Genomic DNA, 17,241 nt, shown 5'->3' with positions numbered 1-17,241 from the left:
TAATCTGGATACCCTAACGCCAGAAACTCGGCACGGGGAGGGATACTTTACATGACCCAGCACACGGAACTCACCATGATTCAGTCTGACCTGAACCGCAACTTGGAGCATTTACGTGGTTTGATGGGAAACAGCTCCGACTTTGTCATTCGGGAGCTTACCATTCATGGAGCCTCCCATCCCCTTTTCACACCGCATTATGCTATCTCGATGGAATGATCGATAAGACGGCCCTGCTTGAAACGGTTATTCCCTCTCTGCTCGACCGCAGCAAAATTCATCCCCAGGATGACACTGCGGATCTATGGGCTCATATCAAACATCATGTTATGGGCGTTGGCGAGATTTCATCCGCAGCTTCTCTGAAGGAAGCGTTAGATAGCATTCTCTCTGGCGGGGTTCTTCTCTTAGTGGAGGGAAGCTGCACTGGATTGCTCCTCGCCCTCTCGGGATGGAAGGACCGCGGCATTACGGAGTCCCAGACCCAGTCGGTTATTCGGGGCCCGCAGGAAGCCTTTACCGATACACTTCGCACCAACACGACCCAGGTTCGCCGCAGAGTCCGGCATCCTGGGGTTCGTGTTATTTCAAAGAAGATCGGCACATCCACCCGGACGGATGTGGCTGTCATGTATCTGGAAGGTTCCGCTGACCCGGACCTGGTGGTTCAGATCACTAACCGGTTGGATCAATATCCGCTGGACCGCGTTTTGGAGAGCGAGTATTTGGAGGAATGGCTGCTTGCCGACAAGCAAAAGTCGGTTTTTCCAACGATTTACAATACGGATCGGCCAGACACCATTGCCGCAGGTCTGCTGGATGGCAAGATTGCCATCTTTGTGGACGGCACCCCCTTTGTCCTGCTTGCCCCCGCCCTGTTCATTGAATTTATCCATTCATCGGAGGATTATTATCAATCCAATATTTACAGCAATGTTATTCGGGTTCTGCGTTATATATCGCTGCTCGTATGCCTGCTGGCACCTTCTGTTTATATTGCGCTGACCACCTACCATCAGGATATGCTGCCGACACAGCTGCTGCTCAGCCTGGCTGCCCAGCGGGAGGGGATTCCGTTCCCTGCTTTTGTCGAGGCCCTTTTAATGGAAGTAACATTTGAAATATTGCGTGAGGCCGGATTGCGTATGCCGCGGACGATCGGGCAGGCGGTGTCGATCGTAGGCACCATTGTCATCGGCCAAGCTGCCGTTGAAGCCAACATCGTATCGGCAGTCATGGTGATCATTGTGTCCATCACTGCCATCTCCAGCTTTGTGATTCCGTCCTACACGATGTCCATTGCCCTGCGATTGCTTCGATTTGGATTCATGGGTCTGTCAGCTACTTTTGGCGCATACGGGATCACGATCGGCCTGTTTATACTGATTCTACATTTGTGCAGCTTGGAATCGGTTGGAGTGCCCTATCTCAGTCCCCTGGCTCCCTATTCCAAGTCCAAACAAAAGGATGCTCTCCTCCGTTTCCCACACTGGGCATTTCGTTCAAGGAGACCCAAAGTATGAAAGCAGGAAATTTAAAAAGAGCCTTTACCCTGTTATGGATATGCCTGCCTGGCCTTGTGCTGCTCACGGGCTGCTGGGACCGCAGGGAATTGAACGAGGTTTCCGTTGCCCTCGCAGCCGGGATTGACATGGTTGACGGCGGGTATGAGGTCACCCTGCAGGTTGTCGATCCTTCGCAGATGTCCCGCAACCGGTCGGCTGACCGTTCCCCTACGCTTATCGTTTCCGAGAAAGACCTAACGGTATATGAAGCGATCCGCAAAATCACCACCAAGGCCTCCCGGAAAATGTACGCCGGCCACCTCCAGCTGCTGATTCTGGATGAGAAAATAGCAAAACAGGGGATACGGGAGGCACTGGATTTATTCTTCCGGGACTACGAGCCCCGGCCATCTTTCAACATTGTCTTAAGCAGGGGATACAGCGCCAAGGATATCCTGTCCATCGTCACCCCTTTCGAGGTTTTACCTGCAGCCGATCTCTATAAATCCCTTCAGGTTTCTGAAAGGGCTTGGGCACCCACAGCCGCCGTCAATGTGGTGGATCTATACCAGATGCTGACCAAGAAAGGACTGGAGCCGGTGCTTACCGGGATCACCTTAATCGGAGATGTAGACAAAGGGAAGAAAAGCGATAACGTCAAGCAGCAAACAACTTATGGCGAGTATCAGTACAAGGGCATAGGCGTTTTTCGCGATGACAAGCTGCTCGGCTGGCTGAACGAGTCAGACAGCAAAGCGTACAGCTATGTGATGAATAAGGTGAGCAGCACAGTAGGTAAAGCAAAATGCCCTGGCGGTGAGGGAGAATTCGCGGTGGAGGTGACTGAGGCCAAGTCGAGCATGAAGCCGATGCTGGTGGGCGGCAAGCCGGAAATGCACATCAAACTTTCGGTAGAAGGAAATATCGGCGAGGTGACATGCGCTGTTGATTTGAAGAAAGAGAAGGATTACCTGGCGCTTGAGCAAGCAGGTCGGGATACAATTCATCATATCGTGGACAGCGGCATTCGGAACAGTCAGCAATTGTATGGGGTAGATATTTATGGATTCGGCATCGCCTTCCACCGGAAATTTCCAGCTCAATGGCACCTGTGGGAAAAGGATTGGAACAGCAGATTTAAGGAGATGCACGTTCTTGTTGAGATAGATTACCATTTGCGCAAGCTGGGAAAAATCATTTCGCCGCTGGAAAGCCTCTCCAAGTCGGAGTGAAGGAGGAGATTGCGTGGTCGTTACAATGCTGCTGCTCGCCGCGTTAGCTATCGCCTGGGTGGATCTCCGGGCGCTGGCAAGAAACGGTCGTATTCGGGATCTTGCCATTTCTCTCGTATTCATGGGTGCAGCCCTTACGCTGGGCATATTCAGCCTGCTCCGTATCCATATCCCGAACCCGCTTATGGGGATTAAGCGGGTGTTCCAGCCGCTCAGTTTGTTGATGGATTCATTACTGCAGTAAGGAGGCTGTCGAAAACGTATGCGGATTACTCTGAAACAAGCAACCCTCTGGTTCATCCTATACGAAATCGGCAGCGCGATTCTCGTCCTCCCTTCCACGCTTGCAACCGCAGCCAGGCAGGATGCCTGGCTGTCTGTCCTCTTGGCTATAGGCGTTCATCTTCTATGGATTCCTCTGTATGTCTCCATTGCAGGCCAGATGAATCAGCAGACCATGGGCGTCCATTTGAGGGCATTGTTCGGTACATGGGCCGGAAAGCTGCTGCTGCTAAGCTTTATACTGTGCTTTCCCTATCTCATCCTGGTGCTGACGCTCCGGAATTTGGGTGATTTCCTGACCACCTCGATCACTCCCAGATCGCCAATCGAAATGGTGTATGCCATGATGCTTGCGGCTGTAATCTATGGGGGACGGCTGGGAGCAAGGGTCATCGGACGAGCCGCCGAGATATTGTATCCCCTGTTCATCTTTCTGTGTATTATCATGATGGCCTCCCTGCTTCCAGGCGTCAAGATGGGGCATATGCTTCCGATATTGGAGAACGGTGTGAAGCCTGCCATTCGAGGGTCCATTCCGCTGCTTGCCTTTCCTTATATGGAAACGGTTCTGTTCTTGTTCCTCGTTCCTTTGCTGCAGGGAAAGGAAATTTGGAAGAAAGCTGTCACTAAGAGTTCCCTGATCAGCGGATTTGTTTATCTAGCCACCACATGGGTCGTCATTATGGTCCTGAGCCCGGAAGTGACGGAAAACTTGTTGTTCCCCAGTTATTTTGCGGTCCGCACCATCAGTATCTGGAACTTCTACGAGCGTTTCGAAGTACTGCTCGCCGTCCTCTACTTTATCACCATATTTTTCCGGATCAATCTGCTCATGTATGTATCAGCTCATGGACTAGCCGAAGTATTTGAACTGAAGGATGCCTCTCCCCTGCTGCTGCCATTGGCTCTTGCTTCCTTGTTTCTGGCCAACGTCGTTTGGCCCAACATTTCATTTTTGCTGGATTTTCTCAAAATTTGGCCTGCCTACGCCATGCTGTTCGGGTACCTGTTCCCACTCTTGTTATGGCTAGGGGCGCATGTTAAGAAAAGCTTTTGATCGAAGCCCTTTCGAAGTAGAAAATATATTCGTGTTTAAGAGATAACTTTTCTTGCGATATAAGACTTCGTCAGCTTCGCTGACTCTGCTCTATCCATCGCGAGGATATCTGCATAAGGGACTGAATGATTAGCAAGCCAAAAACCCCTTTCAGGTCCACCGACCATTCCTGCGGCTTACTTAAAAAGGGGTTTTGTACAATAAGTGATGGTCAACCGCTGTTCTTCTTCACTAGGCTGGGTCCGGCTCCATAATCAGCAGAATTTGACTTGAGGATGCTGGTGGTTAAACATGACTTTCTCTCATCCTACGAACGCAGATACAAGAGCTTGTTCGAATTATCACCTTCAGCCATCCTGCTTCTTGACCAGAACGCCAGGATCAAGGAAGCAACACACAAGCATACTCATTGTTTGAATTCGATAAAGAACGCTCGCTGGTTAATCAGCATTTTATTCAATTCGTAATCCCGGAACGTAAGGAGCAATTTTTATTTGTCTATCGAGATTACTTCGGAAACCAGTCTGTGCGTGAAGCCGACCTATTAATGACTCATGGAGCCATCAAGCAGGCCATGCCATGTATCATGCGAAGGCTAAAGGAGGGAATCCATATGAGATTTACTCTAGTGCTGTTCCTTAAGAATCAACCTCCCTTATCTATACCGCCAAAAAAATCGCCGTTTCACTTCATCGATTGAAGCGAAACGGCGATCTCGATATGGGGATATCATCTATCCCGGTGAGCTTGCAGAAAAGTTACTCAACAGAAACGTCATCAATGGCAACCCAGCCGCCGGCGGATTGAGGAGCGCTGATCCACACCTTAATCGCTTGACCTGCGGTGGCGCTGACGGTAAAGGTTACTTTTTGGTATGCTCCGGATGCCACACTCTGCTGACCTTTGTTCACGCCCGCAACGTCCGCACCCAATTTGACATTGCTTGCTATATTCGTATTAATGTAAGCGGTTACGGTGTAGGTTTTCGTTGTCGGTGCCGTTACGGTCTGTGACATCTTTGTTGCCGCAGTCGTACTGAACGAAGCCTTGTAAGTTCCGCTGTATGCACCCGAGTTTTGAGCCGTTATGCCTGCGCTGTTTAATTCCTTCGTCCAACCGCCATTCAGATTGGTCCATTCGAAGCTCGGGTTGCCGATCAGATTCTGGCTCTCCAGTGCCCCACGGTCCGGATTTGCACCTCTTGGCCGAGGGTTGTACTGGAAGTCATTGCTCGGAGCCAGCGTCGTGGTTCCGACATCAATGGCTCTGGAGCCGATCTTCAACCGGAAGTCTCCTCCCGCCGCATTCAAGAACAGGGGATCTGCCCATATATCGTTAGTACCGCTTACTACCGGGTTACCGTTGGAATAAACATTATAGTCATACGTAAGGTTCGTATTGTTATAGTTTGAATTGATTTTCTTGCCGGTTCTGCCTACCAGAATATTATTGAGTATCTTCACATTATTGGTGGAATTGGCGTAAATTTCGCCTTCATCCAAACGAGAATTGTTTTGATAGGCCGTGTTATTTATGATGTCCACATTGTGACTGAAATAAGAATGAATGCCGGAGCCGCCATTATTATAAGCCAGGTTATTGGTTACCAAAGTTTTACCTTTATAAGCTGGGTACTTGCCATTTAATTGTGAATTCTGGTTGTCGTCAATAATGATTCCATTTCCGTCGGAATAATCTTTCGTTTTCCCCCACTTAACCAGCGTCATGTTGTTGTAGACCCGGTTATTACGAATAAGATTTTTATAAGTGGTCGTGTTGGTGTCCTTATCAACCGAGTGAAATACTGAGATGCCGCTGGTCGCATAGAGATTATACCAGGACGTGTTGTACACCGTATTATTCTCGATGGTTATATAATCCGACTCATCAGCGCCAATTCCACCGCCAGGTGTATCATGCACGATATTATTCTTAATGATCACATGATGAGGATTAACGGTAGTTCCGGTTGCTGGTTTTATATTAATCCCATTCGTTTGAGTCTTACGTATGTAAGCCCAGTCCACCGTATTGGTTGGTTGATTCTGAACAAAATGATTGTATCGCGCTTCACCGTCGGCTAATGTAAGATTGGCATTGTCTCCTTCAATTTCAAAGCCTTCAATTTTGATATATGAAGCGTTTACAACAATGTGATTCCAAGCATCGATTGCTTTGAGCTTAGGCCGATGCCCTGGATAGGCCAGATAGTTGATGTAACCCCCGGTAGAAGTGGAATCCCCGGATCGGGTAACATGGAATACATCTTGATCATTCGTCTTGTAGTAGGTTCCGTCCATGACATAGACCGTGTCACCCGGGTTGGTCAGATTGGCGGCATATTGAATGTTCTTAAACGGTTTATCAGCTGTGAGTCCATAATCGCTGCGGTCAATTCCCGTATCGATATCAACATAATACGTTTTCCCAGCGGCTTGGACTGATTCTTCCCAAACAAAAGAAGAACATAATACCACTAAAGATAAACTTAAGCCCAGTAATCTTGTAGATTTCTTACGGGTAACTCCAGTATTCATTTTCATTTCCTCCTACAATCCATTTTGTTAGCGTTTTCATTTTAGTTTTAATAAAAATAATAGCGTCCCTCACCTCCCTTCAGCTTCGCTGAAAACTTATAAAGTCTTCTATCTTACTAAAACCCGGGGAATAACCTCAACTAATTATTCCCCGGGGTACTTCAGGTGACAGGATTTCTAGTTTCCTTTTTTTACAATGATTGTAGCTTCAGCTGAGGTCGCTGTCGCCCCCTTATCATCATAAGCTTTAGCCTTAATACTGTAGGTTCCCTCTCGAACCCCCGTCCAGTAGATGGCGTAGTTGCCCGCTGAAACTGCTGTCGCAGTTCCGATCAGGGTGCCTCCATTGTAAAACTCTACCTTGCGGATTGTCCCGTCGCTGTCTGACGCCGCAGCCTTCAGCAGTATTTTGGCAGGAGCCTTAAAGATTGCATTATTCGCTGGGCTTGTCACTCTGACGGTAGGCGATGCATTAGGCGCCGGGGTTACGGTAACATTGGCAGCCGCCTTGATTGCCGTGCCATTCACTGCACCATTTACCGTAAAGCTTCCCGCACTTGCATAACGGCTCGGATCAATGGTATCCCATACCACGCTCACGTTCGATTTATTGCCATTACTATATACGGCTTCCACCACGGATGGCAGCACAGGTGCCTTTCCTGCTGTCGTACTCACCGCGACTGGCGTTATGCCGGTAATGGCCGCAGGTGCCGCCACCAAGGTAACATTACCGTACCACTGTGTGGAGATATTGGAATTAAGTCTCCGGTTGCTCCACATCGTTGCATTGTCCCGAATTCCATCATAGTTGCTGTCATCGCTGGCGCCGGCGTCAAAACCAATCACCTTGCCAACCTCACCGGTGATGCTGGTTAATGGCAGCGCAGCTTCAATGATGTAGCCCCCTGGAACAACGCGTGCGGCAGAGGTGAAGATGTCCGGTGTTACGTTCCTGCCGCCGCTCTTCAGGTTCAAATAGTTCACCCGGTAATGGCGGTCGTCTGGCTGATAAGCCGTCGTTTTGGCGTTATTCTCATCCACGAAGAATTCCATGGAATCATGCTCCCACAGATTGCCGCCTGTGGCATTCAGGTTGGCATCCTTTACTTCGGCGAGCACATACAGATGAGTTTCATCCCAAAGCAGACGTACAGTCGCTTCTGGCGCTTCTTTCGTTACATCACTGACATACTGGGCCTTGAAACTCTCGGTTGTGGACCACTTCTCATCGATTTCACCGTCAATCACAGCCGTTCCCTTGGCTGCCGTTGCTTCCTTGGATATTTCCGGGGTTGGCTCCGTGATTTGAATGGAGTCGTCCACCAGGTAGGCCGGATTATTAAATGGGGTTTCGTAGGCACCTATATCCACCCGGGAATGAGACCCGGCTCCTGCGTAGGGACGCACATTGCCGTCATAGTCTACCGTAGTTGTCTGTGTCTGCAGGGTACGTGTACCATAATCAATGGCCGGTGAATCGGCCTGCAGATGGAAATCATAGGTATCGCCTGTTACAGAGACAAACTTAGGATCTGCCACGCGTTCATTTTTCCCCAAGGAGCGGGTTAAACCAACGTAAAGGTTATTGGCGAACAGATTGTTGAATCCGCTGTTGCCGTTCGCATATTCGCCCGCTTCATCCCTGGCCACGGAGATATTGTTCAGAAAGACCGCATTATCCCCGGACTGAACGTCCATATTCGGATATTTCAGGTGCGGGCTCCGGCTGTTATGGTACACCGTGTTGTTGATAACGTGCAGATTGTGACTGCGATAGATGTGGATTCCTCCGCCGCCGTTGTTATAGACCACGTTGTTCGTCACAAGCTTCTTGCCCTTGTACGTTTCATCCACATCAAAGATAATACCATTGCCATCGGAATAGCCTTTGGTTTTTTCCCACTTCACCTTGGTCTCATTGTCATAAACCAGGTTATTCCGAACGATGATTTTGTAATCCGTGGTGTTGTTGTCGATATCCCAGTCAGCCATGAAGCTGATCCCGCTGGTCGCATAGAAGGTATACCAGCTGTTCGAATGAATCTTGTTGTTCTCCACGGTAATATAGTCACCGCCGCCGCCAATTCCTCCACCGGCCATATGGTGAACATGGTTATTCTTCACGATGATATTATGCCCGTTAATATTGATACCGTTGGTGTTGGTCAAAGCATATCTCGACCAGTCCGATCCGCCCGCTACCTTGTGCTCATAATTCGCTTCGCCTTCTGCCAAAGTTAAATTCAGATTGTTCCCTTCGATTTCCAGACCGTCGATAACAATGTAGTTGGCGCTAACCTCCACCATATCCCAGATCCCTCTGATATTCGGAGGCAGGAGCAGCTTCGGTTTATTAGCTGGATCATACGCCTTGTAGGTGATGTAATGCGCTATGCCGGTTTTCGTATCACGAGCTCCTGAGCGGTTGATAAGAAGGAAGTCACTCAGATCGTTTGTGGGAGAATACGTTCCCGGCATGATGTTGACGGTATCTCCAGGATTCGTCACACTTACCGCTTTGCTAAGCGATTTGAATGCGGTCGTCGTTGTTAGACCGTTATTCGTATCCGCTCCGGCCGGACTTACATAATATTGTACCGGTGTCCCAATGTACGGCTGTTCAACGAAGAGGGTTCCGGGATTCGCATTCGTTACCGGAGCAGTACCGGCTGTATTCGAACCCGACAGCGTTATATCATCCACAAGAATTTTGGTTTCCTGCCGCGCGCCATCTTTCACTTCCATGAAGAAGCCCTTCAATCCGCCCAGGTAGGCATCATTTTGCAGGGGCTCGCTGTTCACAATCTTGCTGCCATCGAGATACATGTCATAGCTCTTGGTGTCAAGATGGTACACAAGCTTCACTTGATAGAGGGTATCCGGGGTCCAGCTCGCTCTTGCAGCCAAGGCTCCGCCGGCCGAATTGTTAGAGCGGGCATAGATTTTGCCGTCCATCCCAAAAGCAAAGATTGGGCTCTCCAGTCCTGCAGCTGTGATCAGCTTGAAAATATAATTCGCTTTATCATCCTTCAGCTTGAAGCTCGATTCGAACGTATAACTCTTCATCGGCACCGGAGTAATCCAGCTGGAATGGAATGGGAAGCCGATGAGACCCGGTTTGGCAGCAGGTACTGTCACTTCCGCCCGGCGGGAGCCTGCATCTTCCACTACTCTTACCGTGCTGGCCGAGGTGCTTTTCACGGCACTGCCGCTGATCAGCGGTGAACTCAGAGCCGCTCCTGTCGACGTGCCGGCAATCACGGGATCCACGTCGTTCGACTCGAAGTTGGTGTTCCGGAAGGTTTGATCTCCCACTTCAATCACAGCTTCGTTCACGATTTCGAACCGGTCGATAACGGGGGTGGCATTCGCACCGATCCGCTCGATCTTCAGGGTATTGACGCCTGCGTTGAAGTTGATCCCGGTCAGTTCCTCATAGATCCAGTTGGACCAGGCACCCGTCGCAAGTCCCTTGGCGTCTTGAACCCGGGCACCGTTTACCGTTACGGCGTAAGGCCTTGCTGAGCTGCCGTTGGAGTACCTTATTTTTACCGTATATTTCCCGGTCTCCGGAACGACAACGTTGTTATACAGCATATACCCGGTGCCTCCCGCAGCGATGCTGGCATAACCCGTTCCCGAGAATCCGGCTGCCCCGCTCACATTGGATCCGATGGTTACACCGGAATGAGCAGCACCGCCGCCATTCTCCGCTTCAAAAATCGTTGCAAAGGGAGTCACCTCAAGGACATCCAGCAGAGGGCCGTCAGCGCTCTCGGAAGCGAGCCTGATCGTATTGGCTCCTGGATTCAAAAATACGACGGCAGTGAGGGTCCCCCAAGCAGGCGTTGTTTCCTCTCCCGTCTGCTCGCCTGTAAAATTGGCGTAATTCTGGCCGTTCACCGTTAAGCTAATCGGTTTAGGAACAGAATCCGAATTGCTGTATTTGATCTTTAGAACATAATTCCCGTACACGGCCGCTTGAACTGTGTTCCACGTAACGCTGGCGCCATTCGCCTTATCCCCCAGATTGACGAATCCGGTGCCCGAGTAAACCGCGCTTCCTACTGTTTGTACTTCGGCATCTACTTTTGCTCCAGTCTCCGCCTCATAGAGCGTTTCGCCCGCCGCATAAGCCCTGTTCACGGGCATAATAGGTGCCAATATGGGGGTTAACACCGTGGTCATCATCAGAACGGACAACCCTATCTTTTTTAATACGTTCAATACCTTCATCCTCCTCTGCCTATCTACCCACATATAAACCTAAGCCTAATATCTCTAGTTCCACACCCCTTCATTTTAAATCGAGTCATTCATCAATAAGAACAATGTCTGTAACAACAGTAGCATGAACAGTAAGCTTGCTCATAGGTAATAGAATCAACATTAGATATGTTTTCTTAATCAATTCGTTGCTGCTCATGATATGAACATAAAAATCGCCGCCCAGTTCCCTATGTGGAAGTGAGCGGCGATCCTGTTTGATTAATCACGTATTCCAACCAGCAGTAAAACTACTCCACCGAAACATCGTCGATGGCAACCCAGCCGCTGGCGGACTGAGGCGCACTGATCCATACCTTGATTGCTTGTCCTGCCGTGGCGCTGACCGTGAAGGTTACCTTCTTATAACCCCCTGAAACGACCGTCTGCTCACCTTTGCTCACGCCGGCAACATCTGCTCCGAGCTTAACATTACTTGCGATATTCGTATTGATATAGGCCGTAACTGTATATGTCTTCGACGTAGGAGCTGTGACAGTCTGGGACAACTTCGTAGCCGCGGTTGTGCTGAAATTAGCCCTATAGGTACCGGAGTAGGCACCCGCATTTTGAGCCGTAATTCCCGCACTGTTTAATTCCTTGGTCCATCCGCCGTTCAGATTGGTCCACTCAAAGCTCGGGTTGCCAATCAGATTCTGGCTTTCGTAGGCTCCGCGGTCAGGTCCTGCTCCTCTTGGACGCGGATTGCCCGCGAAGTCATGATTTGGAGCCAAATTTGTAGTGCCCGTGTCAATAGCCCTGGAACCGATCTTCACCCGGAAGTCTCCGCCTGATGCATTCTCGAACAGGGGATCTGCCCAAATGTCGTTGGGTCCGCTAACTACAGGATTTCCGTTATGGTAGATGTTGTAATTCACGTTGACGTTCGTATTGTTGTAATTTGTATTGATATTCCTGCCGGTTCTGGCCACCATGATATTATTGAATATGTTGACATTGCTGCTACCATTGGAAAAGATTTCGCCGTAGTTCAATTGGGCAGAGTTGTTGTACGATGTGTTATTGATGATATCCACGTTCGCGCTTTTGAACGCATGAATGCCGGAGCCCCCGTTAAGATAAGTAACATTATTGGTTACCAGAGTCTTGCCCGTGTAGGCAGGAGCATGCACGGTACTATCAACAATAATTCCGTTGCCATCCGAATAATCCCGAATTTTTTCCCATTTGACCAATGTCTTGTTGTTATATACCCGGTTGTTCCGAATTACATTTTTGTAGCTTGCAGTATTCGTATCCACATTTTTGGGCGTCAGGAGCGAGATGCCGCTCGTCGCATAGAGCGTATACCATGAAGTATTGTAGACCGTATTGTTCTCAATGGTAATATAATCCGTATCGGTAGTGCTGATTCCCCCACCCGGAACATCATGAACGATATTGTTCTTAATGATGACGTGATGTGGGTAAGAAGTGCTTCCCGTGCTCGGTTTGATAAAAATTCCATTGGTTTGGGTTTTGCGGACATAACTCCAGTTGACGGTGCCTGCTTCCTTATTTTGAATAAAGTGCGTATACCGCGCTTCCCCATCGCTTAAGGTCAGATTGGCATTGTCTCCTTCAATCTCAAAACCTTCGATCCTGATATATGAAGCGTTTACAAGAATGTGGTTCCAGGCTTCTGTTGCCTTGAGCTTAGGCTTATGTCCCGGATACGCCAGGTAACTGATGTAAGCCCCGGCATTCCCTGACCGGGTAACCTGAAATACGGACTGATCCGAGGTCTGGGTATATGTTCCATTCATCACATATACAGTATCTCCCGGATTGGTAAGGTTAGCCGCATACTGGATCGTCTTAAACGGCTGGTTGGCCGAAGTGCCATAACCACTTTGGTCCAGTCCGGTGGTTGCGTTTACATAATACGTGGTCCCAGCGGCATGAGCGGGCACTGCAAAAGTAAACATGAAGCAAATCAGCAGCAGGGACAAAAACAAACTCGTCAATCTCATGGGCTTCCTCAGAGCGGATTCGATAGTCACTAACATTCCTCCTTAAAATGGGTTGATGCGAAAGAACCAGCAGCAAACCTTGCCTCAGCACGTAATATACAGCTAACAATCACCTCCCCGCAGGATCTCCATGGCATGTACCACGGACTTAATAGCGCTTACAAAATAACTTCCGGCACGCAGGCTAATAATTGTTAGCCTTTTTATACTCTATCACGGAGAAAGGTTTACATATAGATAAGGAATTTAACATAGACTATGTTTTCTTAATCGTATCCACAGCTGCTCCCGTTTGTTAATCGAAAATGGCGGCGAATCTATGAATGATTCATTACCGCCATTGCGCTGTCTTCATTCCACTTTTTAATTCACCCTGTGATGAAAGGCCCTCTCAGGTCCGCTACGAACACTCTCCGAGTGCCCCCCACAAAGGCGTTGAACGCAATGCGGGAAAAGTCACGATCCCAAGCTGGATGCGGGTCGACACGCAGTGTGAAGTCAAATGGCTGCTGTGTGGGCACCCGCACAAGCACCCTATCTTCGCCGCTGTGCAAATGAACCAGACGAAGCGGCACGGTGCCATCCCCGAAGGCAACAGTATCCTCTAAATAGGCGTCCGTCAGCAGATGAATCCCATCCGGATGAACGGTCGGATGCCCGGAGCCCACAACATCATCGAGCAGCTTGTGTAAACCCACTCCATCATAGCGGACTTTTACAAACCGCAATCCTTGACCATCCATATTAAGATTCATCGTAAGATGCTCTCCATCCGGGGTCCAATTGATGTGATGCCCTCCCTTCGCCCATACGTGGGAGGGAATAGCCAACTGGATATCCGTTCCATCCCGCTTCATTGTGATAACATGATTCTTTCGACTGGTGCGGTCTCTGCTGAATGAACGCAGTACGAAAAGCAGCCTCGTCCCTTGAGGATTCCATTTACACTGGAATCCATAGCTCTCTCCATTCAGGTAGTCCTCCATGTTTAGCTTCCCCTTATCGTGAAGCTCCTCCAGCATACGCCGAATCGAAACGAGCAGCCGGCCTTTCCCCGTTGCCGTATCCGTTATATAGAGTCCGTCATCCTCCGGAAGCCCTGAATTGACAGGAACCCGTCTGTCAGGCAGCATAACACCATAGCCGATCTGGGTTCGTCTCGCCCGAACCGGGCAGGTAGTGGCGGACAGGTTTCCGTCCGGTGAAATCATGAAGATTCCGTGATCCAGGACACTCGTTTTCCCGGTAAACGGATTAAGTTTGATCCCGTGGGCTTGCCATGCGCTGGTATCGACATCATTGTAATACAACTCCTCATCACTAGCACCCCACTGTACGTTGGCGCCGACCTGGCTTTCCCATCCGCACGTTCTGCCCACTATTCGTTCCTCTCCTGACCACAAATCCACCAATACGATCTCGCCCTCATCCCCTGGCTGCGGATTCCGGTCCTCGAACGGCATTCGGAACAGCCCAAGGTAACGGCCGGACGGACTGAAGGGGGACGTATCAAAGAAGCGGTGAATCACCCGGCCCTCGGCAGGCGTTACACAATAGGTAGGTACCGAGGGCGCGTATTTCTGATAAATTGGGAATTTGTTGGATATGTACATAAGGAAACTCCTTTTATCCATTTGGGAAGTTTATGATAGAAGAAGCCATGGTTCATTTCTGATCCATGGCTCCCTTCTTCCTATTTACCTACCGACGTTTTGTACCAGGCATTGACTTCCTCGGTTATTTCATCTCCGCCCATGGCTTTCCAGTTCTTCACAAAGTTATCGAACTCATCAATAGGTGCTTTTCCATAAACAATCTTCAGGAACGTTTCACTTTCCATCTTGAGCAAGCCTTCCCATTTCGACTTCATGGTCTTGGTTGGTGGCCCCAGGAACAGGTTCGGCATGGTATTCTCTTTTTGCTGAAGCGTGTAGTACGCTGCCTGCCATTCGATTACGTTTTTGGAATCAGCACGCTCTGCTTCCGGAATCGCATTATACAATTTGGTTTCATACGGAGTCGAAGGCTTCTCCCCGTTGTACAGCTTGATGAGTGATTTTATCTCAAGCTCCGGATCCTGGAAAGCTTGACCGCCCAGGAAATAAATTGGCGTATTGATCTTGGTTTTGTCCGGGAAGTCTGCCTCGATCGATGACGGCTTGCCATCCTTCATAACGTAATCGTAGCCTTCAAAGTAACCATTCTCGTACTCACTGCCCTTGGCCGGATCGCCCATTTCATACAGCTTGTTGATATAGAGGAAAAAGGCATCGATATGCTTGAAGTCCTTGTTGATCAAGAATGCGCCGCCAGGTACGGTCGTATTTCGGAGTCCCGGTTTACCCGTTGGACCTGCCGGAATAGGAATGGGCTTTGCCTCAGCAGCGGGATTGTTTTTCTGCAAGGCGTTTCGAACTACCGTTGATTGGAACGGAGGACCGGTCATGATGCCCGATTTCTCATTTCGGAACGTCTCATCACTCTTGCCTACATCGATCAGCCCAACATCCGGAGAGAGATAACCTTTTTTGAACCATTCCTGCATCTTGGCCAGGGCCTGCTTCATCTCCGGCTGAACGGAGCCGTATTCCAGCTTGTCGCCGTTCCACTTATTCCAATAGTGTGGGATGACCCCATATCCACCAAAGATCCAGCTCGCATCCCCGCGCCATTGTACAAACGGCATGTTGGCATCCTTGATGCTGATTGCCAGGGGAGGCTTCACAGGCCCCTTCCCGAAATCGGTCTTCTGCATGGCTTCCATGATCTTCTCCAGATCATCGAATGTCTTTGGCGGTTCCAGATTCAGCTTCTTCAGCCAGTCGGTCCGAAGCCAGAGCAGCGTATCATTCTGATGCGCTCTGGAGAGGGTTGGCAGACCATAGCGTTTGCCATCCTTTGTGACCTGCGCCCAGTACAGCGGGTCTTGACTATAAATTTGTTTTACTTTGGGGGACGCATATTTTTCAAAGGCGCTGGTGATATCCACAAACTTCTCCGATTCAATCAGATCGTTTAATAACTGCGGATCAGCGACATGGATGACATCCGGCAGCTTTGTATTGGCGGACAAGTCCAGTCTGACCTTGGTCATGAATTGGTCATTGGAGGTCACCCAGTTGTACTTGATATCGATGCCCAGCTTTTCCTTGGCCCATTTCGTATGCACGTTGTTATCGAGTGTCTCCCCATTCTTGAATCTGTGGGTAGCTCCAACGGCTCCAACCGTAGTTAACGTAATGGGCGGGTCGAATTTCCCGTTAGCGAAGCCGTTATTGGCTTCGACCTGTGGTTCAGACGTTTGTGCCTGCTCCCCGCCAGGTGAACAGGCCGTGACAGCGACAGCTGTTACCAGCAGGATCGCAGGCAGCTTCATTTTAGTTTTACGCATGTTGCTATACCCCCTATTTGTTTGCTACAACTATATCATAATAGAATTGCAAGCGTGTTCACAGAGAAATGATTCAACATCGGGTATGTTTTCTTAACCAAAATATCCATCCGTTTTATCCCTTCACCGCACCCAGGACGATCCCTTTCACAAAATAGCGCTGTAGAAATGGATACACTAGAAGGATGGGAAGCGTACCGATAAAGATTTTTGCCGATTTCAGTGTACGCTCTGTCATATTGACGATCTCTGTATCCGCTACAGTACGCTGACTCAGATCCGGCACCTTGATCATGGTTTGCAGCAGGGTGCTCATGGGCCAATTCTCCTTCTGCATGTAAATCAGACCATCGAACCAGGCATTCCAGTGACCTACCGCTACGAAAAGGACAATGGTTGCAATGGATGGCATCGATATCGGCAGATATACACGGAGCAGGGTAGTCAGATGCCCGGCCCCATCGATTAAGCTGGCTTCCTCCAACTCCCTTGGAATGGCCCGAAAAAAATTCAGCATGAGGATCATGTTGTAGACGCCCAGCGCACCCGGAAGAATCAGCGCCCAGATCGTATTCATCAAGTGCAGCTTCTGAATGAGAATATAGGATGGGATGAGCCCTCCGTGAAAGAGCATCGTGAACACGAAAAACCATGCAATCACCCGGCCTCCTCTAAGTGCTTCCATCTTGGATAAAGGATAGGCTGTGAGTACCGTAACCGTAATTCCGATGACCACACCCAGGATGACACGTACAACGGAAGTGAAAAAGGCATCCAGAAAGTTCGCGTCGCCAAAAGTCCTCGTGTAGGAGTCCAGATTAAAATCAACCGGCCAGAAGGTTACCCGATTCGCCTCCACAGCCAATCCGCTGCTGAAGGAAATAGCAAGGATATGAATGAGCGGGAGAATACAGCTCAGTGCGACCAGACTAAGCAGAATAATATTCAGCACGTTAAAAATTCGATACGATCTTGTTTTGTAGTACATCAAAACC

Annotated in this window: 11 protein-coding genes; 5 read left to right on the top strand and 6 right to left on the bottom strand. The window is 49.4% G+C overall.

Annotation, left to right across the window (positions count from 1 at the left end):
- The first annotated feature begins 51 nt into the window (after positions 1-51).
- Genes PM3016_RS39525 through PM3016_RS10280 form a run of 5 tightly spaced genes read left to right on the top strand, consistent with a single transcriptional unit; the run spans position 52 to position 4,076 of the window.
- Positions 52-219 (top strand): hypothetical protein, encoded by a 168-nt coding sequence (locus tag PM3016_RS39525; RefSeq protein ID WP_238540485.1) that lies wholly within the window; start codon positions 52-54, stop codon positions 217-219.
- Complete coding sequence (locus PM3016_RS10295; protein ID WP_238540484.1) at positions 216-1,523, top strand: spore germination protein; 1,308 nt, start codon at positions 216-218, stop codon at positions 1,521-1,523. Before PM3016_RS39525 ends, PM3016_RS10295 begins: the two co-directional genes overlap by 4 nt.
- A complete protein-coding gene (locus tag PM3016_RS10290) occupies positions 1,520-2,737 on the top strand; it encodes a Ger(x)C family spore germination protein (protein ID WP_014369382.1) in 1,218 nt (405 codons plus the stop codon). The genes PM3016_RS10295 and PM3016_RS10290 overlap by 4 nt, the downstream gene beginning before the upstream one ends.
- A gap of 13 nt (positions 2,738-2,750) precedes the next feature.
- Complete coding sequence (locus tag PM3016_RS10285) at positions 2,751-2,981, top strand: hypothetical protein (protein ID WP_014369381.1); 231 nt, start codon at positions 2,751-2,753, stop codon at positions 2,979-2,981.
- An 18-nt stretch (positions 2,982-2,999) separates the two neighbouring features.
- Positions 3,000-4,076, top strand: a complete 1,077-nt coding sequence (locus PM3016_RS10280; protein ID WP_014369380.1) for a GerAB/ArcD/ProY family transporter — start codon at positions 3,000-3,002, stop codon at positions 4,074-4,076.
- A gap of 758 nt (positions 4,077-4,834) precedes the next feature.
- Here the strand turns inward: PM3016_RS10280 and PM3016_RS10270 are convergent.
- From PM3016_RS10270 to PM3016_RS10245, 6 genes are all read right to left on the bottom strand, one after another.
- On the bottom strand, positions 4,835-6,613 hold the full coding sequence (locus PM3016_RS10270) for a right-handed parallel beta-helix repeat-containing protein (protein WP_014369379.1): 1,779 nt from the start codon (positions 6,611-6,613) through the stop codon (positions 4,835-4,837).
- Positions 6,614-6,790: 177 nt separating this feature from the next.
- Positions 6,791-10,852, bottom strand: a complete 4,062-nt coding sequence (locus tag PM3016_RS10265) for a sugar-binding protein (protein ID WP_238540483.1) — start codon at positions 10,850-10,852, stop codon at positions 6,791-6,793.
- A gap of 281 nt (positions 10,853-11,133) precedes the next feature.
- Positions 11,134-12,891: a right-handed parallel beta-helix repeat-containing protein gene (locus tag PM3016_RS10260; RefSeq protein WP_041619079.1), complete on the bottom strand. Its 1,758-nt coding sequence runs from the start codon at positions 12,889-12,891 to the stop codon at positions 11,134-11,136.
- Between the two features lie 332 nt (positions 12,892-13,223).
- On the bottom strand, positions 13,224-14,468 hold the full coding sequence (locus PM3016_RS10255) for a TolB family protein (RefSeq protein WP_013915470.1): 1,245 nt from the start codon (positions 14,466-14,468) through the stop codon (positions 13,224-13,226).
- Positions 14,469-14,548: 80 nt separating this feature from the next.
- Positions 14,549-16,246 (bottom strand): type 2 periplasmic-binding domain-containing protein, encoded by a 1,698-nt coding sequence (locus PM3016_RS10250; protein ID WP_013915469.1) that lies wholly within the window; start codon positions 16,244-16,246, stop codon positions 14,549-14,551.
- 115 nt (positions 16,247-16,361) lie between these two features.
- Entirely contained in the window at positions 16,362-17,234 is an 873-nt protein-coding gene (locus PM3016_RS10245) for a carbohydrate ABC transporter permease (protein WP_013915468.1), read from the bottom strand.
- Positions 17,235-17,241 lie beyond the last annotated feature (7 nt).

The sequence above is a fragment of the Paenibacillus mucilaginosus 3016 genome (assembly GCF_000250655.1).
GTDB lineage: Bacteria > Bacillota > Bacilli > Paenibacillales > NBRC-103111 > Paenibacillus_G > Paenibacillus_G mucilaginosus.
This window is presented reverse-complemented; position numbering and strand designations above follow the sequence as displayed.

Excerpts from the sequence above, each read along its gene's own strand:
- PM3016_RS10295 (WP_238540484.1), top strand. The coding sequence starts at position 216 with ATGATCGATAAGACGGCCCTGCTTGAAACGGTTATTCCCTCTCTGCTC.
- PM3016_RS10255 (WP_013915470.1), bottom strand. The coding sequence starts at position 14,468 with ATGTACATATCCAACAAATTCCCAATTTATCAGAAATACGCGCCCTCG.
- PM3016_RS10250 (WP_013915469.1), bottom strand. The coding sequence starts at position 16,246 with ATGCGTAAAACTAAAATGAAGCTGCCTGCGATCCTGCTGGTAACAGCT.
- PM3016_RS10245 (WP_013915468.1), bottom strand. The coding sequence starts at position 17,234 with ATGTACTACAAAACAAGATCGTATCGAATTTTTAACGTGCTGAATATT.
- PM3016_RS10280 (WP_014369380.1), top strand. The coding sequence starts at position 3,000 with ATGCGGATTACTCTGAAACAAGCAACCCTCTGGTTCATCCTATACGAA.
- PM3016_RS10270 (WP_014369379.1), bottom strand. The coding sequence starts at position 6,613 with ATGAATACTGGAGTTACCCGTAAGAAATCTACAAGATTACTGGGCTTA.
- PM3016_RS39525 (WP_238540485.1), top strand. The coding sequence starts at position 52 with ATGACCCAGCACACGGAACTCACCATGATTCAGTCTGACCTGAACCGC.
- PM3016_RS10260 (WP_041619079.1), bottom strand. The coding sequence starts at position 12,891 with ATGTTAGTGACTATCGAATCCGCTCTGAGGAAGCCCATGAGATTGACG.
- PM3016_RS10290 (WP_014369382.1), top strand. The coding sequence starts at position 1,520 with ATGAAAGCAGGAAATTTAAAAAGAGCCTTTACCCTGTTATGGATATGC.
- PM3016_RS10265 (WP_238540483.1), bottom strand. The coding sequence starts at position 10,852 with ATGAAGGTATTGAACGTATTAAAAAAGATAGGGTTGTCCGTTCTGATG.